Annotated in this window: 17 protein-coding genes; 6 read left to right on the forward strand and 11 right to left on the reverse strand. The window is 60.4% G+C overall.

From position 1 onward, the window contains the following. Window positions 1-9: 9 nt before the first annotated feature. Genes aroB through FFS13_RS08665 form a run of 7 tightly spaced genes read right to left on the reverse strand, consistent with a single transcriptional unit; the run spans window position 10 to window position 6,593 of the window. Window positions 10-1,113, reverse strand: coding sequence for a 3-dehydroquinate synthase (aroB, locus tag FFS13_RS08635; RefSeq protein WP_137818689.1), 1,104 nt, complete (start codon window positions 1,111-1,113; stop codon window positions 10-12). A gap of 50 nt (window positions 1,114-1,163) precedes the next feature. Continuing rightward, window positions 1,164-1,682 (reverse strand): shikimate kinase AroK, encoded by a 519-nt coding sequence (gene aroK, locus FFS13_RS08640; RefSeq protein ID WP_137818690.1) that lies wholly within the window; start codon window positions 1,680-1,682, stop codon window positions 1,164-1,166. Window positions 1,683-1,686: 4 nt separating this feature from the next. Next, window positions 1,687-3,759, reverse strand: a complete 2,073-nt coding sequence (pilQ, locus tag FFS13_RS08645) for a type IV pilus secretin PilQ (protein WP_137818691.1) — start codon at window positions 3,757-3,759, stop codon at window positions 1,687-1,689. A 53-nt stretch (window positions 3,760-3,812) separates the two neighbouring features. Next, window positions 3,813-4,340 carry a type 4a pilus biogenesis lipoprotein PilP gene (gene pilP / locus FFS13_RS08650; protein ID WP_137818692.1) on the reverse strand — a complete coding sequence of 176 codons (528 nt, stop codon included), beginning with the start codon at window positions 4,338-4,340 and terminating at the stop codon, window positions 3,813-3,815. Then, window positions 4,337-4,960: a type 4a pilus biogenesis protein PilO gene (gene pilO / locus FFS13_RS08655; protein ID WP_137818693.1), complete on the reverse strand. Its 624-nt coding sequence runs from the start codon at window positions 4,958-4,960 to the stop codon at window positions 4,337-4,339. The genes pilP and pilO overlap by 4 nt, the downstream gene beginning before the upstream one ends. Next, complete coding sequence (locus tag FFS13_RS08660) at window positions 4,957-5,529, reverse strand: PilN domain-containing protein (RefSeq protein WP_137818694.1); 573 nt, start codon at window positions 5,527-5,529, stop codon at window positions 4,957-4,959. The genes pilO and FFS13_RS08660 overlap by 4 nt, the downstream gene beginning before the upstream one ends. Beyond that, window positions 5,529-6,593, reverse strand: a complete 1,065-nt coding sequence (locus FFS13_RS08665; RefSeq protein ID WP_137818695.1) for a pilus assembly protein PilM — start codon at window positions 6,591-6,593, stop codon at window positions 5,529-5,531. The genes FFS13_RS08660 and FFS13_RS08665 overlap by 1 nt, the downstream gene beginning before the upstream one ends. Window positions 6,594-6,777: 184 nt before the next feature. Between FFS13_RS08665 and FFS13_RS08670 the strand changes: the two genes are divergently transcribed. Further along, on the forward strand, window positions 6,778-9,213 hold the full coding sequence (locus tag FFS13_RS08670) for a penicillin-binding protein 1A (RefSeq protein WP_371922943.1): 2,436 nt from the start codon (window positions 6,778-6,780) through the stop codon (window positions 9,211-9,213). Window positions 9,214-9,275: 62 nt separating this feature from the next. Here the strand turns inward: FFS13_RS08670 and FFS13_RS08675 are convergent, their stop codons facing one another. The 4 genes from FFS13_RS08675 to rpmE form a co-directional block, all read right to left on the reverse strand. Next, window positions 9,276-10,544: a malic enzyme-like NAD(P)-binding protein gene (locus FFS13_RS08675; RefSeq protein ID WP_137818697.1), complete on the reverse strand. Its 1,269-nt coding sequence runs from the start codon at window positions 10,542-10,544 to the stop codon at window positions 9,276-9,278. Between the two features lie 101 nt (window positions 10,545-10,645). Continuing rightward, entirely contained in the window at window positions 10,646-12,085 is a 1,440-nt protein-coding gene (locus FFS13_RS08680) for a M48 family metalloprotease (protein WP_137818698.1), read from the reverse strand. Beyond that, the gene (locus FFS13_RS08685; protein ID WP_137818699.1) at window positions 12,082-12,882 is read right to left on the reverse strand and encodes a thermonuclease family protein; all 801 of its coding nucleotides are present in this window, start codon (window positions 12,880-12,882) and stop codon (window positions 12,082-12,084) included. Before FFS13_RS08685 ends, FFS13_RS08680 begins: the two co-directional genes overlap by 4 nt. A gap of 26 nt (window positions 12,883-12,908) precedes the next feature. Next, window positions 12,909-13,124 (reverse strand): 50S ribosomal protein L31, encoded by a 216-nt coding sequence (rpmE, locus tag FFS13_RS08690; protein WP_137818700.1) that lies wholly within the window; start codon window positions 13,122-13,124, stop codon window positions 12,909-12,911. Between the two features lie 182 nt (window positions 13,125-13,306). Here rpmE and FFS13_RS08695 point away from each other — a divergent pair, with 182 nt between their 5' ends. From FFS13_RS08695 to hslU, 5 genes are all read left to right on the forward strand, one after another. Continuing rightward, complete coding sequence (locus tag FFS13_RS08695) at window positions 13,307-15,526, forward strand: primosomal protein N' (RefSeq protein WP_137818701.1); 2,220 nt, start codon at window positions 13,307-13,309, stop codon at window positions 15,524-15,526. A 155-nt stretch (window positions 15,527-15,681) separates the two neighbouring features. Next, window positions 15,682-17,430, forward strand: a complete 1,749-nt coding sequence (gene argS / locus FFS13_RS08700; RefSeq protein WP_137818702.1) for an arginine--tRNA ligase — start codon at window positions 15,682-15,684, stop codon at window positions 17,428-17,430. Window position 17,431: 1 nt separating this feature from the next. Then, on the forward strand, window positions 17,432-18,106 hold the full coding sequence (locus tag FFS13_RS08705; RefSeq protein ID WP_137818703.1) for an SPOR domain-containing protein: 675 nt from the start codon (window positions 17,432-17,434) through the stop codon (window positions 18,104-18,106). 94 nt (window positions 18,107-18,200) lie between these two features. Then, window positions 18,201-18,731, forward strand: a complete 531-nt coding sequence (gene hslV, locus FFS13_RS08710; protein ID WP_137818704.1) for an ATP-dependent protease subunit HslV — start codon at window positions 18,201-18,203, stop codon at window positions 18,729-18,731. A 15-nt stretch (window positions 18,732-18,746) separates the two neighbouring features. After that, entirely contained in the window at window positions 18,747-20,087 is a 1,341-nt protein-coding gene (gene hslU / locus FFS13_RS08715; RefSeq protein ID WP_137818705.1) for an HslU--HslV peptidase ATPase subunit, read from the forward strand.

The raw sequence follows: 20,087 nt of genomic DNA on the forward strand, positions 1-20,087 counted from the left end.
ACTCTCAATTTAGTCTTTAAGCTGTTCCACCAACGCGCGGTAATCCGCAGCCAAGGTGGCATCCAAAATCTCGCGCGGAAAATCGCCAGTCACTACGGCATCGCCCATCTGGCGCAACAACACCAAACGCAAGCGACCACCCAGGACTTTCTTATCGACCGCCATGTGCTTGAGAAAATCATCCGCCGTCATATCCTGCGGCGGTATCACCGGCAGCCCTGCCCGCTGAAATAGGCGGATCGCGCGATCGCGCTCGGCAGCCGTAATCCACCCCAGGCGCTTGGACATCTCCAAAGCCATGACAGTACCAGCGGCAACCGCCTCACCATGCAACCAGACACCATAGCCTTGCTGCGTTTCTATGGCATGCCCGAAGGTGTGGCCCAGGTTAAGGGTCGCGCGCAATCCTGACTCACGCTCGTCGGCCCCGACAACTCGGGCCTTGGCCGCACAGGAGCGTTCAATCGCCTCGGTCAACGCCGCCTGATCGAGCCCGCGCAAAGCCTCAATATTGGCCTCAAGCCATACCAGAAAGGGCTCATCGCAGATCAGGCCGTATTTGATGACTTCCGCCAGACCCGCCGACAGCTCACGCGCCGGCAGCGTCGCAAGAGTCGAGGTATCAATCAGCACCGCTTTCGGCTGATAGAAAGCACCCACCATGTTCTTGCCCAGCGGATGATTGATCCCGGTCTTACCGCCCACCGAGGAGTCGACCTGCGAGAGCAAGGTGGTCGGCACCTGAATGAAGTCGACACCGCGCTGATAGCAGGCCGCAGCAAAACCGGCCATATCACCGACCACGCCGCCGCCCAGGGCAATCACCGTGGTGCTGCGCTCATGCCGCGCCGTCAGCAAGCCATCAAAAATAGTCTGCAGCGTCTCCCAGCCCTTGAAGACCTCACCATCCGGCAAGATGACCGTAGCCACCTCGAAGCCCGCTAACGACCGAGTCAGCGCATCCAAATAGAGGGGAGCTACGGTTTCATTGGTAACGACAGCCACTTGCCGCCCAGCGATATGCCGCGCGAACAGCTCGACCCGGGCAAGCAAATCTGCCCCTATGTAGATGGGATAGCTACGTTCGCCAAGCTCGACCTGAAGAGTTTGCATGGGGCCCCCGCGTTAAAAGGGCCCTAGGATAGCGCAATTCCGCTTACGCTTTAACGTGGAGGCAGCGCCTCGAGGCGTTCGAGAATTTCCTGCACCACCATGCGCGGCGGACGCTCGTCGGTTTCAATCACCACATCCGCAATTTCACGGTAAAGCGGATCACGAATACGCATCAACTCACCTAGCACCTTACCCGGGTCAGCCGTGCGCAATAGGGGACGATTCCGATCCCGCGAGGTGCGATCTAACTGCTGCTCCACAGAGGTATGCAGATAGACAACCCGCCCTCCAGTACGAAGCGCAGAGCGGTTTTCTGGCCGCAAGACGGCACCACCACCAGTAGCCAGCACCACCCCATCCAACTCACAGAGCTCGGCAATCACCGCTTGCTCGCGCTCACGAAAGCCAAGCTCGCCCTCGACATCAAAAATCCAAGGAATATTGGCCCCAGTACGCTGCTCAATTTCCTTATCAGAGTCTTTGAACGGCAGTCTCAGCTCTTTAGCAAGCAGCCGCCCGATGGTGCTCTTACCGGCGCCCATCGGGCCTACGAGTATCAAATTTCGCACTGAATTAACGGCTCACAGCAATAGCCTGGTTGTTCATGATACGCGGGGTGAGGAACACCAGCAGCTCGGACTTCTTATCCTGCACCACATCGCGCCGGAACATACGCCCCAAGAAGGGCAGATCCCCTAGGAACGGCACTTTATCTACAGACGTGGTCTGAGTATTGGAGAAGACGCCACCGATCACTATGGTTTCCCCATCACTCACCAGTACCTTGGCGTTGACCTCGTTTTTCTTGATCGGCGGCACACCATTCAAGGCATTTGAAAAGTCCGGCTCATCCTTCGTCACCTTCACCTCCATAATAATTCGACTATCTGGAGTGATTTGCGGAGTCACCTCTAGAGACAACGAGGCCTCTTTGAAGGACGTGCTAGTGGCACCACTGGAGCTGGCCTCCTGGTAAGGAATTTCAGTACCCTTGAGGATTTTCGCCGTTTCCTTATCAGAGGTCACGACCTTAGGCTGGGAGACAACTTCCCCGTTTCCGGTTTTCTCCATCGCCGACAACTCCAGATCAAGAATCGTATTATCCGTAATGAATCCCAGGTTCAACCCAGAAGTATTACCAGTCACGCCCATATCCACAAATGTACCGGCGTCAATTTCAAGTGGATCAGAACCCTTGACCAAGCTATTGCTTCCGCCCACGACAAAATTATTATCACCGACACTTACACCGCGCCACTCAACACCCAGCGCCTTGTCATAGTCGACACTCGCCTCGACAATCCGCGCCTCAATCATCACCTGGCGAACTGGAATATCCAGTTGTGCCACGATGCGACGCAACTCATCAAGCTTGCTCTGAGTCTGGTAGGCAATAATGCTATTAGTTCTATCATCTACAGTAATAGAGCCCCGCTCATCCGCATTATCGCTACCGCTGGTTACCGACTGGAAGAGCTTCGCAATATCTGTAGCCTTCGCATAGTTAACCTGAATCAATTCGCGACTCAGGGGCGCAAGCTCAGCAATTTGCTTCTGCGACTCCAGCTCCTGGCGCTCACGAGCCGCAATTTCATCCGCCGGCGCAACCAGCAGGACATTGCCCACCTTGCGCTTATCGAGACCTTTGGTTTTCAGCACCAAATCTAACGCCTGATCCCACGGTACATTTTGCAAGCGCAGGGTGATATTACCTTGCACGGTGTCGCTCGCCACCAAATTCAAATCCGTGAAGTCGGCAATCAACTGCAAGACCGAGCGAACATCAATATCCTGAAAGTTCAAGGAAAGCTTCTCGCCGCTATAGGCAAAACGCTCTGCCTTACGCTTCTCTACATCTGTTTGACTTAGCGGCTTGACACTGACTGTCAGCTTATTATCCGTCTGATAAGCCAAGTAGTCATAGAACCCCGTCGGCTCGATAGTAATAGTTGCTTTATCTCCTGCCCCAGCAGCACTGACAAACTGGACCGGAGTTGCGAAATCCTTGACATCCAAACGTACGCGCAGAGATTCTGGCAACTGAGTCTTCGCAAAGCTCAAGCTAATTTTGCCACCCTGCTCTTGAATATCTGGACTTACCGAAGGATCCGACAGCTCGATAACAACATTACCCTCACCCTGCTCGCCGCGCTGGAAGTCGATATTGCTAATCGCCTTGCCAACGGGCGCGTAGGTTTTTTTCGAAGTTACTTGGGCCTGCATATTAACAGGCGCAACAACGGGGGCGGCAGCTGCAACATTGCCTGCACTATCACCCACTACGACATACAGATTATTGCCTTCAGCGCGAGTGCTGTAGGGAACCAAGGTCGAAAGATTAATAATCAGTCGCGTGCGGTCCTTGGCCTCGACCACCGTAACACTGCGAGCATTACCGACACCTAACTCACGATTCTTCGAACCCAGTCGACTGGTTACGCCCGGCAAATCAAGAGCAATACGTGCAGGCTGTTCGATGGTGTAGCCACGCGGCGCCGTCACGGGTTCGTCAAACGCCAGCTTTAGCTCCACCCGATCACCAGGCAACGCCGCGACATCAAGAGTTTGCAGACTGGCCGCCAGCAGGGCCGGCGACATCACAGCAACTAACAGGGACATGCAGAGGCGCGAAAGAGAGCTATTCATTCTCAGGTTCCGTTGTACCGACCGGTAATTATTTTTCATACTTCACCCCGCCCTTAAGAGCGCTCCTTGAGAGAGAGGCTTCGCGGCCGCTCCAGCCAGCCGCCTTCACCATCAGGAACAATTTCGATCACATCGACTTTCGCTTCATTAATTGCCAAGATGCGACCATTGTTGCGCCCCAGGTAATCACCCACTTTCACCCTGTGCACACCACCAGCACCATTAACCAGAGCGAACATTCCGCTATCGTTAGAGAGCGTTCCTACCATCTCAAAGACTTCAATATTGAAGCCCTCCAGAAACTGTTTGACCCGAGTCTCATCAGGCTTGATCTCTTGAGAGCCTTTCGGCCGGCTAACCAGATCAATTTTCACTGGCGGCTGGAACGGCGGCCGCAACGCAGCTGCGCTGTAAGTAAACGCCTCGTACGGCTGAAACTTCGGTGAGGGTTCAATAGAACCCTTAGGGCGAGCACGAACCTCATCCATGTAGGCCTGAAGATCATTGAAGTCGCCACTCGAACCACAGCCGGCCAAACTAACCAGCAACAGACCGCACAACATCAGACGGGAGCTCTTCATTTTTTCAGCCCCTTATCGTTATAACGGTAAGTCTTGGCGAGAATATTCATGCGCAACTTTGGGGTACTGTCCGCACTAAGTGGTTTAATCTCGAAATCATGCAGAGTCACGATTCGCGGCAAACTGGCCACACCACTGACAAAGGTCGCCAGATCGTGATAAGCGCCAACAACTGAAATCTGTATTGGCAACTCGATATAAAACTGCTGTGCGGCTTCCGGCAGCAGTTTTATTTCCTCAAACTCCAACCCACTACCCAGACCTGTACGAGTTATATCCTCCAGCAATCCAGGCACCTCGGTATCACTAGGCAACTGTCGCAACAGAGCACCAAAAGAGACCTCCATCTCTTTCATTTGCTCTTTATAAGCCTCTAGATTGGCGGCTTGAAAGGCCTTCGTGGAGAACTGCTGCTTGAGGGTCTCTTCCTCACTACGCTGCCGCTCCAACTGCGCTTGCAGATCCTTAAGATGGAAGTTGTAGCCCAATGCCAATACCGCAACCAGCAATAAAAAGCACGCTATAACTTTAACCGCAGCCGGCCAGGAACCTAGATTATTAACATCAAGATCCCCAAGGTTAATCTTGCGCAAATTCTCGAGAGAGTCAGCCAGGCTCATTTCTTGGCTCCTTCTGCTTCAATCGACGGCTGCGTTTGCTGCACGGTCAGCTGGAAGATATTGGCCTGATCTAGCGCCCCCGCGGTAATAGCCTTGACCGCGGTCAGGTTAGGTGCATCCAGCCACTGCGAAGCATCCAGATTACGCATCAAATTAGAGACCCGATTATTCGACTCAGCCGCCCCTTCAATGGCGATGTTTTTACCTGTCATTTTCAGCGCACTGAAGTAGACACCATCAGGTAAAGTGCGCGCCAGCTGGTCGAATACCCGCCCAATAATTGGACGATTGCCTTGAAGATCCTGAATAATCTTCATCCGCTCTAGAAGCTGTTGACGGCGCGTCTTAAGCTCACTGATTTCTTTAATGCGCGCATCCAGCACTGCGATTTCTTTACGCACATAGTCATTGCGAGCGTTTTGTTGTTCGATGGCGCCATTCAGATACTGGTCGCCGAGAAAAACCGTGCCGCCTGCCACGATCAATACGCCGGCCAATGTGACCAGAAAGCGTTGCTTGCGCTCCTCGCGCAGCTGCTCCCGCCAGGGAAGTAGGTTGATGCGCGCCATCAGTCGAAACTCCTCATCGCCAGACCACAAGCAATCATCAGCGCCGGAGCATCACTTGCCAAAGCCCCCGCATTGACCTTGCCACTAAGCGCCATATCAGCGAAGGGATTTGCCACCAGGGTCTGCGTACCGATTTTTTGTTGGATCAGCCGGTCCAGATCGGGAATCGAGGCCGTACCCCCCGCCAACAGGATGTAATCGACATCATTAAACTGGCCAGCCGCGAAGAAAAACTGCAACGAACGGGAAACCTGCTGCACCACCGCCTCTTTGAACGGCTGCAACACTTCGCTGTCGTAGTCATCTGGAAGGCCGCCCTGCTTCTTGGCAAGCCCAGCCTCCTCTACGGACAACCCATAACGACGCTGAATCTCTTCGGTTAGCTGCTTGCCGCCGAAGAGCTGCTCACGGGTATAAATCGTCCGACCATTGTGCAACACGCTCAGCGTGGTCATGGTCGCCCCGATATCGACGATCGCGACTGTCAGCTCGTCATGCCCGCTCCCCAACTGAGCCGCCAGCAAGCCGTAAGCCCGCTCGAGAGCATAAGCCTCGACGTCGACGACTTTCGCCGTCATACCGGACAGCGCAAGTGCCGCCTCACGAACTTCGACGTTTTCCTTACGGCATGCTGCAAGCAGCACATCGACCCGTTCAGAATTGCGCGCCGAAGGCCCCTGCACCTCGAAGTCGATCGCGACCTCTTCGAGCGGATAAGGAATGTACTGGTCGGCTTCGATCTTCAGCTGGCTCTCCAGATCATCGTCTGAGAGGCCCGCCTCCATCTCGATGGTTTTGGTAATGACGGCCGAACCAGCGACCGCTACCGCTACCGTTTTCACCCCTGTCTTGGCCTTGGCCAAGACTCGAGATAACGCCTGCCCCACGCCTTCCAGCTCAGCGATATTTTTCTCGACCACAGCATTTGGGGGGAGTGGCTCGACAGCGTAGGCCTCTACTTTGTAGCGGCTTCCTGAGCGACTCAATTCAAGGAGCTTGACTGAGGTCGAGCTGATATCGATCCCCAGAAGCGTGTTCGCTTTCTTATTGAAGAGCCCTAGCACGACCGATTTCCTATTGGCATCCGCGACTTACGGACTATTTATGTTTTTTCACATTAAATAACAGTCTTGACATAAGCGCAAATGGCTACCCAGGAAAAAAAACGCTTATAATGTGAACAGTTTTTCCCTTTTAACATCGCCTTCCGCTTAACTCTTTCTTTTATTTGGAAATCCAAAAATCTTGATGCGTCTGCTGAAGTTTTTCTGGTGGTGCTGTGTCGCCGTTTTTTGTGGGCTGTTGCTCAGTTTCAGCGGCGCTTTTCTCTACCTGAGCCCTAGCCTGCCCTCCGTCGAATCGCTCCGCAGCATTCAACTGCAGATTCCCCTCCGGGTCTATAGCAGCGACGCCAAGCTGATTGCCGAATTTGGCGAGATGCGCCGCTCGCCCATCCGCTTCGCCGACATTCCACCCGATTTCATCAAAGCCCTGCTATCCGCCGAAGATGACAACTTCGCCAATCATTATGGCGTCGACCTTACCAGCCTGATGCGCGCTGCCACGCAATTATTAAAAAGCGGTCAGATTCAGTCTGGCGGCAGCACCATCACCATGCAGGTGGCGAAAAACTTCTTCCTCACCAGCGAAAAGAGCTTTTCGCGCAAGATCAATGAAATCCTTCTTGCGTTACAGATTGAGCGCGAGCTCAGCAAAGATGAAATCCTTGAGCTCTACGTTAACAAGATCTACCTGGGCAACCGCGCTTACGGCATCGAAGCCGCGGCTCAGGTTTATTACGGCAAGTCCATGCGCGACCTCAGCCTGGCGCAGATGGCAATGATCGCCGGGCTACCCAAAGCGCCGTCGCGCTTCAACCCATTAGTGAATCCGCAGCGCAGCCAAGAACGTCGCGACTGGATTCTTGGTCGCATGTACAAGCTTGGCAAGATTGACGAGGCGCGCTATCAGGCCGCCCTCCATGAGCCGATCAATGCCAGCTACCATGTCCCCACGCCGGAGCTCGCAGCCCCTTATGTCGCGGAAATGGCGCGCGCCGAAATGGTTGGGCGCTATGGCAGTGATGCCTACACGGAAGGCTTCCATGTCACCACCACGGTTCCCAGCACATTGCAGGAAGCGGCCAACAGCGCAGTCCGCAGCGGACTGATCAATTACGATCAACGTCATGGCTATCGCGGCCCAGAGACGCGCCTCCCAGGCATGACCCGCGAGGCCTGGCAACTGGAGCTAGCCAAACAGAAAACATTGAATGGCCTCGAGCCCGCGATCGTCAGCCAAGTGGAAAAAAGCGGAATTCTAGTGCTGACCCGCAGCGGCCAGGAAGAGGCGGTGAGTTGGGACAGCATGAAATGGGCGCGCCCATTCCTCAACACCAACAGCCTCGGCCCACGCCCCCAGCGGCCCGAAGATGTCACCCAGGTTGGCGACCTGATCCGCGTCCTGCGCCAAGAGGATGGCAGCCTGCTCTTCAGCCAGTTGCCTGCCGCGCAAAGCGCGCTGGTCTCTCTGGACCCGCAAAACGGAGCTATCCGCGCCCTGGTGGGCGGTTTCTCCTTCGATCAGAGCAACTACAACCGCGCCGTTCAAGCCAAGCGCCAGCCCGGCTCTAGTTTCAAACCCTTCATTTATAGCGCCGCGCTAGACAAGGGCTACACCGCCGCGACCCTGGTGAATGATGCGCCCATAGTGTTCCAGGAAGCCGGCATGGACGAAGCCTGGCGCCCGCAAAACGACACCAACACCTTCCTCGGCCCGATCCGCCTACGCGAAGCCCTGTACAAGTCGCGCAACCTGGTTTCGATTCGCTTACTGCAAGCCATCGGCATCGAATACACCCTGAATTACGTCAGCCGCTTCGGCTTCAATAAGCAGGACTTGCCACGTAACTTCTCCCTGGCCCTTGGCACCGCCAACCTGACACCATTGGAGATCGCCGGCGGCTGGAGCACCTTCGCCAATGGTGGTTACAAGGTGCAACCCTATCTGATCGAACGCATCCATAGCCGTAACGGCGAGCCACTGTATATCGCCAATCCCGCCAGGGTTCCCAGCGGCGCGACGGCCCAGGCTGGCACCGCGACTACGACCGAGCCTCCAGCCCCCAACAGCGAAAACACTGCCGAGGCCCCTGCGCCCAACCTGGAGCCCGTGGTCGCCGAGCGGATCGTCGATGCCCGCACCAGCTACATCATGACCAGCCTGCTGCAGGACGTGATCAAACGCGGTACCGGGCGCCGCGCTCTGGCGATGGGCCGCAGCGATCTGGCCGGCAAGACCGGGACCACCAACGAGTCCAAGGACAGCTGGTTCTCCGGCTACAACGCCGACTACATGACCACGGTCTGGACTGGCTTCGACCAGCCGGAAAGCCTCGGTCGCCACGAGTTCGGCGGCACCGTCGCCTTGCCGATCTGGATGAGCTACATGAGCGCCGCGCTCAAAGACAAACCCGCGCATCTGCTGCCCGAGCCGGAAGGCTTGCTAACCCTGCGGATCGACCCCCTGAGTGGTCGCGCCGCTACGCCGGGCACGCCGGATGCTTACTTCGAGCTGTTCAAGAGTGAGGACACACCGCCACCGATGAGCGAACTCGATCCCAACCTCGCAGTACCCGGCAGCCCACTCCCGGCTGACGAAGCCGCGCCTATCGACCTGTTCTGAGGTAGCAGCACGCACTAAAAAGCCCCGCAGATGCGGGGCTTTTTAGTGCAAGCGAAAACGCCTTAGCCGTTGAACACGTCATCCACTGACTTCAGCGGATAGTGCTTCGGATAGGGCAGCGTCGCCACGCCGCTCTCGATCGCAGCCTTGGCCACGGCATCGGAAATCACGGTGATCAGGCGCGCATCCATCGGCTTCGGAATGATGTACTCGCGGCCGAACGCCAGCTTGATCCCACCATAGGCGTCGCAGACTTCCTGCGGCACCGGCAGCTTGGCCAGCTCACGCAGGGCCACGGCGGCGGCGATCTTCATCTCTTCGTTGATGCGAGTCGCGCGAACGTCCAGCGCGCCACGGAAGATGAAGGGGAAGCCGAGCACGTTGTTCACTTGGTTCGGGTAATCCGAACGGCCGGTGGCCATGATCACATCGTTGCGCGTGGCATGGGCCAGTTCCGGGGCAATTTCCGGATCCGGGTTCGAGCAGGCGAACACGATCGGATTCGACGCCATGCGCTTGAGGTCTTCGGCGCCGAGCAGATTGGCCCCGGACAGCCCCACGAACACGTCGGCGCCGTCGAGCGCATCCGACAGCGAGCGCTTGTCCGTCTCGTGAGCGAACACCGCTTTGTACTGGTTCAGGTCGTCGCGACCAGCGTGGATCACGCCCTTGCGGTCGACCATGTAGATGTTCTCGATATTCGCCCCCATGCTCACCAGCAACTTCATGCAGGAGATGGCTGCCGCGCCGGCGCCGAGGCAGACGATCTTGGCTTCCGGCAGGGTCTTGCCGACGATTTCCAGGGCGTTGAGCATGCCGGCCGCGGTGACGATGGCGGTGCCGTGCTGGTCATCATGGAACACCGGAATGTCGCACTGTTCGATCAGCGCGCGCTCGATCTCAAAGCACTCTGGCGCCTTGATGTCTTCCAGGTTGATGCCACCGAAGGTGATGGAAATGCGCTTAACGGTATCGATGAAGGCCTGCGGGCTTTCCGAGTCGACTTCGATATCGAATACGTCGATGCCGGCGAAGCGCTTGAACAGCACACCCTTGCCTTCCATCACCGGCTTGGAGGCCAGCGGGCCGAGATTACCCAGACCGAGAATCGCTGTACCGTCGGAAATCACCGCTACCAGGTTACCCTTGCCAGTGTATTTGTAGGCCAACTCAGGATCGCGGGCGATCTCACGGACGGGCTCAGCCACACCCGGGCTGTAGGCCAGCGACAGATCGCGGGCGGTTGCAGTGGGTTTGGTCAGCTCGACACTCAGCTTCCCGGGACGGGGATTGGCGTGGTAGTCGAGAGCGGCAGTTTTCAGATCAGACATGTTGGCATTTCCGCTTTTTTTGCTGTTGAACAGACAGGCAGCCGAGGATACGCAAGATGCAGAAACCTCACAAGACTGAGCAGTCAGCCGCGTCAAGGCCTCTAGCGTAAGACTTTAAGCCAATCGCCAGGACGCGGCTCGCCGCTTGGATAGAGATGATTGAGCAGGCGCAAACGGGATTCCGCGTCGGCCGGCAGCTTACTTTCCTGGGCTAACGCCGAAATGCTTTGCCCGTTTTTGGCCTTAACCATATGCAGCCGCAACGGTTGCGCGAGCTTACGCTCATCGTCCTTAAGCGGGCGAAAGCTCTTGATCACCTTGAGGAAGTTAGCGTCCTCGGTTTCCAGCGAGGCAGGCGCCTTGACCGCAGCGACAAAGAGGTAAGCCTGTGGCCCCTTGAAGAGCACCGCCACACGCCTCGCCGCACTCCCAGGCATAACCGCGGTGTAACCTTGCAGCCCCGCCTGTTGCAGCTCCTCCTCTGCCGCCAGGCGCCGCCCGCCCGCCCGCTGGCGGAGGAACTCTGCCGGCGTCTGGCCTGGCTTGGCCTGCTCCAGGCTCATGACGATAAAAGCCTGTTGATCCGCGCTATGCCCAATCAGCGCATCGGGCCGATTGAGCAGCGCCCAACCCTGCGGGTAGTTCAAGGTGAACCCCAGGCCGGCATGATAGAACTGCTGACCCCGACGCACGCCGGTTGCTTCCGAATCGCCGAACGGTAGGCCCTCCAGGTGCTGCAAAAAGACCTCCCGATTGACCTCCTGCTGCCCGCTAGCCAGGGCCCGGGCCGGACCTACCACCTGTTGCAGCCGCTGATCGTTACCCGGATGGGTATCGAACAAACCATGGTAGCCGCTGGCCGGTGCGGGCCGGCCGCTCTTGGCCGCCTGATCGCGGGCGAAGTCGTCCTGGCTCTTCAGCACCTCCACCACTTCGATCATCGCCTGCGGGTCATAGCCGCTGCGCGCCAGGTACTGAGCCCCGAGGCCGTCCGCCTGCAACTCCATGTCGCGACCATAGCCACGGACGAAAGCCGAACCTAAAGCGCCAGTCAGATCGCCCGCCGCACCCACCCCGGTACCGATCGCGACCGCCTGCCCCAGCAGACCCCAGGCCTGCGACTGGCTCTGCTGCTGGACACTGTGACGAGCGGTGACATGGCCGACCTCATGCCCCAGCACCGCGGCCAATTCGGCTTCCGAGCTGAGGTAGGCGAGCAGCCCGCGATGGATATAGATGTAGCCTCCCGGCAGGGCGAAGGCGTTGATATCCGGGCTGTCGATCACCGTGAAGCGATAGCTCAAGTTGCTGCGATGGCTGTGTTGAGCCACGCGCTCGCCGACTTGCTGCACATAGGCCTGGAGCTTCTCATCGGCATAGCGTGGGTATTGCTTGGCGATTTCCTGGCTGTAACTGCGACCGAGATTGAGCTCCTGCTGCTCGCTCATCATCACGAAGTTGCTCTCGCCCGTCGCCGGGTTCAGGGCACAACCACTCAACGCTGCCAACAGCAGCAGCAAAACCGACAAACGCACACTCATGGCAACACCTCAAGCATCGCCGCATGGGTCAGAGGCAACATCCAGCGGGCTTGTCCTGCTTTTACGCCGCCACGGCGGGAGCGGTCAATCACCCAGCCGCGCGCCTCAACCCGCCGGCCAGCCAGGCCCTGCAAGCGCTTGAGATCGAATTGGCCGAGCCACTTCGGCGCGATATGCAGCACCAGAGAATCGTCCAGCTCCAGCCACAATCCGCCGCGATTGCGCTCGACCTTAGCCACCTGCCCGCGAATCAAGGCGAAGCCACCGGCACTCAGTTGCTCCGGCGTCTGCACCGGCGACTTGCGCCAGAGCCCGAGTTGTGCGGCCCGCGCAGCGCGCTCGGCGGCCTGCTGGCAACTCACCAGCGCCACATTCGGCGCCACCGCCACCAGATAGCCCAAACCCTCGGCCAGCAACTGCGCCTCCAGATTACGCCCCTGGCGGTCATAGGCGTGCGCCAAGGTGCGGCCGTAGTGATCCTTAGCCTCGCGCCCCGGTTGCAAGCCGATACGCCCGTCGCTGGCGCCGACCAGCGCTTGCAGACGGTGCCGGGCCAGCTCGGCAAAGGGCTCGGCCGAACGCCCGTGATGCGCAAGCTCGGGGGCATTCAAGCCAATCAAACGCACGCTGCGGCCGTCGCTAAGCTTTAGCGTGTCGCCATCCACCACTCGCTGCACGCCGACGATCGGCAACCCGGCCGGCGCCGGACACAATGCCTGGGCCGGGAAAACGGCGGCGAGAGAAACGAAAAAGGCGCCCGCAAGGGACGCCTTTTTCAACAGCGCGGAGAAGCCCATCGGGCCTTCCGAGACAGCAAAGCCACTTAGGCCTTGGAGCCGAACACACCAAAACGCTGCTTGAACTTGTCGACACGACCGCCCACGTCCAGCACTTTTTGCTTGCCGGTGTAGAACGGGTGGCACTCGTTGCACACGTCCAGGCTCAGCGGCTTGGCCAGGGTGGAGCGAGTTTCGATCACGTTGCCACAGCTGCAGGTGGCGGTGATGGCTTCGTAGGTCGGATGAATATCGGCTTTCATGGTGTATTCCTCGGGTCTGACGTGCCGCCACCCAACACTATTGTCGAGTACCGCACGGAATTAGGCCGCGGATAATACCAGAGCGCCGCAGCGACGCAAGTCACTCACGACGCCGGTCGTCGTCGGGCTGCGTGCTAAGATCGCGCCTCGCTTACGTCAACAGAGCCCAGGAGCTCCCTCGCGTGCCCGACGCCATTCTGCGCCTCGCCCTGCCCTCGCCGCTGCGCCGCCTGTTCGACTATCGGGCGCCGGCCGGCCTGCAGCGCGCCGCCTTGCAGCCGGGTATGCGCCTGCGCGTGCCGTTCGGCCGACGCGAGATGATTGGCATTCTGGTCGAGGTCAGCGATCACAGCAAGGTGCCCGCAGACAAACTGAAAGCGGCGCTGCAACTGCTCGACGCGCAGTCGCCGCTGCCCGCGGCCTTGTTCAAGTTGTGCCTGTGGACGGCGCAGTATTACCAGCACAGCCTCGGCGACACCTTCAGCTGGGCGCTGCCGACCCTCTTGCGCCAGGGCGAGCCGGCCGAAGCCCGGCAAGAGCGCTTCTGGCATCTGACCGAAGGCGCCCGCCTCGACGATCCGCGCCTGGCTCGCGCACCGCGGCAACGGGATGCCCTGGCGACCATCGCGCAGCATCCCCAGGGTGTGCCGCACCAACTGCTCAGCCAGTTGCAGTTGAATAAAGACAGCCTCGAACTGCTGCGCGAGAAAGGCCTGGTCCGCATCGAGGTCCGCCGCCACGCCGCGGGCGCGCGCCACGCCAACTGGCTGGCGCAGCCGGAGCTGCCGCTGAACCCCGAGCAACGCGCGGCGACCGAGGCGATTCGGGCCGGTTTCGACAGCTTCAACGCCTTTCTGCTGGCCGGGGTGACCGGCAGCGGCAAGACCGAGGTGTATCTGCAACTGATCCGCGAAACCCTGGAGGCCGGCAAACAGGCGCTGGTGCTGATTCCGGAGATCAACCTCGGGCCGCAGACCCTGGCGCGTTTCGAGCGGCGCTTCAATGCCCGCATCGCCCTGCTGCACTCGGCGGTGAACGATCGCGAGCGGCTGGACGCCTGGCTGGCGGCGCGCGATGGCGAGGCCGACATCATCATCGGCACCCGCTCGGCACTGTTCACCCCGATGAAGAACCCGGGGCTGATCATCATCGACGAGGAGCACGACGCCTCCTATAAACAGCAGGAAGGGTTGCGCTACCATGCCCGCGACCTGGCCTTGGTCCGCGCGCGACAGGAAAACATCCCGATCGTGCTCGGCTCCGCCACCCCCTCACTGGAAAGCCTGCAGAACGCCCACGCCGGCCGCTACGGCCTGCTGCGCCTGACCCAGCGGGCCGGCGGCGCCCAGCAACCCCGCTTCTTGCGCCTGGATATCAAGAGTCGGCCACTGGACAGCGGCATCTCCGGCCCCATGCAGCAGGCCATCGGCCAGACCCTGGCGGCCGGCCAGCAGGTGCTGGTATTCCTCAACCGCCGCGGCTTCGCGCCGACCCTGCTGTGCCACGACTGCGGCTGGCTCGCCGAATGCCCGCGCTGCGATGCACGGATGACCGTGCACCAGCGCTCGGGCGAGTTGCGCTGCCACCACTGCGGCCATGTCGAACGCCAGCCGAGCAACTGCCCGCAATGCGCCAAGGTCGATCTGCGCCCGGTCGGCGCCGGCACCGAGCGCGCCGAAGAGCGCCTGGCCATCCTCTTCCCGAATGTCCCGGTACTGCGCGTCGACCGCGAAAGCACCTCGCGCAAGGATGCGATGCAGCAACTGTTCACCACCATCCAGCGCGGCGAGCCGTGCATCCTGATCGGCACGCAGATGCTCGCCAAAGGCCACCACTTCCCTCGGGTGACCCTGGTGTCGATTCTGGATGCCGACGGCGGCCTATTCTCCGCCGACTTCCGCGCCAGCGAGCGCATGGCCCAACTGATAGTACAGGTCGCCGGCCGCGCCGGCCGCGCGGAAGAGCCTGGCCGGGTGATCATCCAGACCCACCTGGCCGACCACCCGCTATTGGTGCAACTGACCGAACAGGGCTATTTCGCCTTCGCCGAACAGGCCCTGAGTGAGCGCCGCGCCGCCGGCCTGCCGCCTTTTTGCCACCTCGCGCTGCTGCGCGCCGAGGCCCATAAACCCGGGCAGGCGGAAGGTTTTCTCGATGAGGCCTGCACCGAGGCCGAACACCTGCTGCGCGAGCTGAACCTCGGCGGCATCGAACTCCTCGGCCCGGTGCCGGCGCCGATGGAGCGCCGCGCCGGCCGTTATCGCGCGCAATTGTTGCTGCAGGCCAACGCCCGCGCCCCATTGCATCGCCTGCTCGGCAGTTGGCTGCTGGCGCTGGAAGCCATGCCTGCGGGTCGCGCGGTGCGCTGGTCGCTGGATGTCGACCCGATAGACCTGTTCTAGGAGTCTGTCAGCGCCTACAAAAGCACCGCTCAACCCTTCGCCCCGTTAGAGCAACCGACCACTGCGGTTGGCAAGGCCGTCATGGCCACGGATAATGGCCAATTTTCCACCCGCTTCCCGGCGCACTGTCGCCCCGATGGCCGCACGAGCAGACCATGAAAGACACCATTCGCCAGTTGATCCAGCAAGCCCTCACCCGCCTCGTCAGCGAAGGCGTGCTGCCGCAAGGCCTCAGCCCGGCGATTCAGGTCGAAAACAGCAAGGACAAAACCCACGGCGACTTCGCCAGCAATATCGCCCTGATGCTGGCCAAACCGGCCGGGCTGAAGCCGCGCGAGCTGGCCGAGAAGCTGATCGCCGCGCTGCCGGCCAACCCGCAGATCACTAAAGTCGAGATCGCCGGCCCCGGCTTCCTCAACTTCTACCAGGACAGTCAGGCCCTGGCTGGCCGCCTCGACGCCGCCCTGGCCGATACCCAACTTGGCGTGCGCAAAGCCGGCCCGGCGCAACGGGTGGTGGTCGACCTGTCCTCACCGAACCTGGCCAAGGAAATGCACGTCGGCCACCTGCGCTCGACCATCATCGGCGACGGCGTGGCGCGGGTGCTGGAGTTCCTCGGCGACGAGGTGATCCGGCAGAACCACGTCGGCGACTGGGGCACCCAGTTCGGCATGCTGCTGGGCTATCTACAAGAGCAGCAGGAAAAACCGGAAAGCAGTGAAACCGAACTGTCCGACCTGGAAGGCTTCTACCGGGCGGCCAAGCAGCGTTTCGACGAGTCTGCCGAGTTCGCCGACCGTGCCCGTGAGCTGGTGGTGCAGTTGCAGGCCGGCGAGCCCGAGTGCATGCGCCTGTGGCAGCGCTTCAATGAAATTTCCCTGGCGCATTGCCAGCAGGCCTACGACCGCCTGAACGTCAAGCTGACTCCGGCCGACGTCAAAGGTGAAAGCGCCTACAACGCCGACCTCGCCCAGGTGGTTGCCGACCTCAAGGCCAAAGGCCTGCTGGTCGAGAGCAACGGCGCCCAGTGCGTGTTCCTCGACGAGTTCAAGAACGCCGAAGGCAACCCGCTGCCGGTGATAGTGCAGAAAGCCGGCGGCGGCTATCTGTATGCCACCACCGACCTGGCGGCCATGCGCTACCGCAGCCAGGTACTGAAGGCCGAGCGCGCGTTGTATTTCGTCGACCAACGCCAGGCCCTGCATTTCCAGCAGGTGTTCGAAGTGGCACGCCGCGCCGGCTTCGTCCACCCCGGCATGCAACTGGAACACATGGGCTTCGGCACCATGAACGGTGCCGACGGCAAACCCTTCAAGACCCGCGATGGCGGCACGGTGAAGCTGATCGACCTGCTCGATGAAGCCGAAGAGCGCGCCTACACGCTGGTCAAAGAAAAGAACCCGGAACTGGCCGAAGACGAGTTGCGCACCATCGCCCGCGTCGTCGGCATCGGCTCGGTGAAATACGCCGACCTGTCCAAGCACCGCACCAGCGATTACAGCTTCAATTTCGAGCAGATGCTCAGTTTCGAAGGCAACACCGCGCCCTATCTGCTCTACGCCTACACCCGCGTGGCCAGCGTGTTCCGCAAGCTGGGCAAGGACTACGCCCAGGTCGACGGCCAGATCAGCCTCGCTGCCCCGCAGGAACAAGACCTCGCCACCAAACTGGCGCAGTTCGGCGAAGTACTGCACAACGTCGGCGACAAAGGCACGCCGCACATTCTCTGCACCTACCTCTATGAGCTGGCCGGTTTGTTCTCCAGCTTCTACGAGCACTGCCCGATCCTCACCGCGGAGTCGCCCGCACAGCAGCAAAGCCGCCTGCGCCTGGCCGCACTGAGCGGACGCACCCTCAAGCAAGGCCTGGAGCTGTTGGGTCTGGAAACTCTGGAGCGCATGTAAGTTGGCGGTCAAGAAGAAAGCCGCACCCAAGCGCGGCGCCAGCCGCTATCAAGCGCCACCGCGGCAACCGGTGCCGGGCTGGGTCTGGCTGGCCTGCGGCCTGGCCATCGGCGCCCTGATGGTGTTCTTGATGCAGCTGGAGCCGGGCCGTGGCGAGGTCAAACGGCTCAAGCCCGAGCAGCAAGGCGCCAACACGGCGTCGGCGCCAAAAGCACCGGTTAGCGCGCCAACTCCACAGCAACCGGTGAAGCCGAAGTACGACTTCTACACCCTGCTGCCAGAATCCGAAGTCATAGTCCCACCGGATGCCGTGCCGGAGAAAACCCCGCCGGCACCGACCCCGGCCGAGCTGGCCAAAGCCGACGCGGCCCGCGCCGAAGCGGCGTTGAAAGGTGAAACGCCACCGCCGCTGACCGTGGCCGTCAAAGCCGCGGTGACCCAGTACTTCCTGCAAGCCGGTTCGTTCCGCAAGCAGGAGGATGCCGACAAGGTGCGCGCGCAGATCCTCCTGCTCGGACAAAACGTGCAGGTGGAGTCCGGCACCGTGCGCGAGGAAACCTGGTACCGGGTGCTGGTCGGGCCGTTCAGCAACCGTGAACAGCTCACCAGCGCGCAGAAGAAGCTCGCCGGCAGCGGCTTCAGCAATCTGTTGTTACAGCAACGCCAGAGCCGTTAAGCCGCTCCTCACGCCCGCCGGTTGAAATGCCGGCGGGCGTCCCCCATATGAGTTTCCATTAGGGCATTTCGCCCCGCTGCGTGGAGACTCCCCCTTGACCACCATCGTTTCAGTCCGCCGCCACGGCAAAGTCGTCATGGGCGGCGACGGCCAGGTGTCCCTCGGCAACACCGTGATGAAAGCCAACGCCAAGAAAGTCCGGCGCCTCTACCACGGCCAGGTGATTGCCGGTTTCGCCGGCGCCACTGCGGATGCCTTTACTCTGTTCGAGCGCTTCGAAGGGCAGTTGGAGAAACACCAGGGCCACCTGGTACGCGCCGCCGTCGAGCTGGCCAAAGAATGGCGCACCGACCGCTCACTGAGCCGCCTGGAAGCCATGTTGGCGGTCGCCAATAAAGACGCCTCGTTGATCATCACCGGCAACGGCGACGTGGTCGAACCCGAGGAGGGTCTGATCGCCATGGGCTCCGGCGGCCCGTTCGCCCAGGCCGCCGCCCGCGCGCTACTGATGCACACCGACCTGTCCGCCCATGAAATCGCCGAAACCGCCCTGGGTATCGCCGGTGACATCTGCGTCTTCACCAACCACTACCTGACCATCGAGGAGTTGGACCTCGCTGACTGAGGCCCGCCAAATCTTATGCCTATGACTCCCCGCGAAATCGTCCACGAACTCAGTCGCCATATCATCGGCCAGGACGAGGCCAAACGCGCCGTCGCCATCGCCCTGCGCAACCGCTGGCGGCGCATGCAGCTGCCGACCGAGCTGCGCGCCGAGGTGACGCCGAAAAACATCCTGATGATCGGCCCAACCGGCGTCGGTAAAACCGAGATCGCCCGCCGCCTGGCCAAGCTGGCCAACGCGCCGTTTATCAAAGTCGAAGCGACCAAGTTCACCGAGGTGGGCTACGTCGGTCGCGACGTCGAGTCGATCATCCGCGACCTGGCCGATGCCGCGATCAAGCTGTTGCGCGAGCAGGAGATCGTCAGAGTCCGCCACCGCGCCGAAGATGCCGCCGAAGAGCGCATCCTCGATGCACTGCTGCCGCCGGCACGTCCCGGCTTCAATGAGGACCCGGTGCCGAGCCATGACTCCAGCACCCGCCAACTGTTCCGCAAGCGCCTGCGCGAAGGCCAGCTGGACGACAAGGACATCGAGATCGAGGTCGCCGAGCATCCGGCCGGCGTCGAAATCATGGCCCCGCCCGGCATGGAGGAAATGACCAACCAGTTGCAAAGCCTGTTCTCCAACATGGGCAAGGGTAAAAAGAAAAGCCGCAAGCTCAAGGTCAAAGAAGCCCTGAAGCTGGTCGGCGACGAAGAAGCCGCGCGCCTGGTCAACGAGGAAGAACTCAAGGCTCGCGCCTTGGAGGCGGTCGAGCAGCACGGCATCGTGTTTATCGACGAGATCGACAAGGTCGCCAAGCGCGGCAACTCCGGCGGCATCGACGTCTCCCGCGAAGGCGTGCAGCGCGACCTGCTGCCGCTGATCGAAGGCTGCACGGTGAACACCAAGCTGGGCATGGTGAAAACCGACCATATCCTGTTCATCGCCTCCGGTGCCTTCCACCTGAGCAAGCCGAGCGACCTGGTGCCGGAGCTGCAAGGCCGCCTGCCCATCCGCGTCGAGCTGAAGGCGCTGAGCCCGCAGGACTTAGAGCGCATCCTCACCGAGCCGTACGCCTCGCTGACCGAGCAATACCGCGAGCTGCTGAAGACCGAAGGCCTGGAAATCGAATTCACCGAGGACGCCATCAAGCGCCTCGCCGAGATCGCCTGGCAGGTCAACGAGAAGACCGAGAACATCGGCGCCCGCCGCCTGCACACCGTCCTGGAGCGCCTGCTGGAAGAAGTCTCGTTCAGCGCCTCAGACCTGGCCAGCGCGCACAGCGACAAGCCGATCCATATCGATGCGGCCTATGTGAATAGCCACCTGGGCGAACTGGCGCAAGACGAAGACCTGTCGCGTTATATTCTGTAG

Source organism: Pseudomonas sp. 2FG (assembly GCF_005502935.1).
GTDB lineage: Bacteria > Pseudomonadota > Gammaproteobacteria > Pseudomonadales > Pseudomonadaceae > Aquipseudomonas.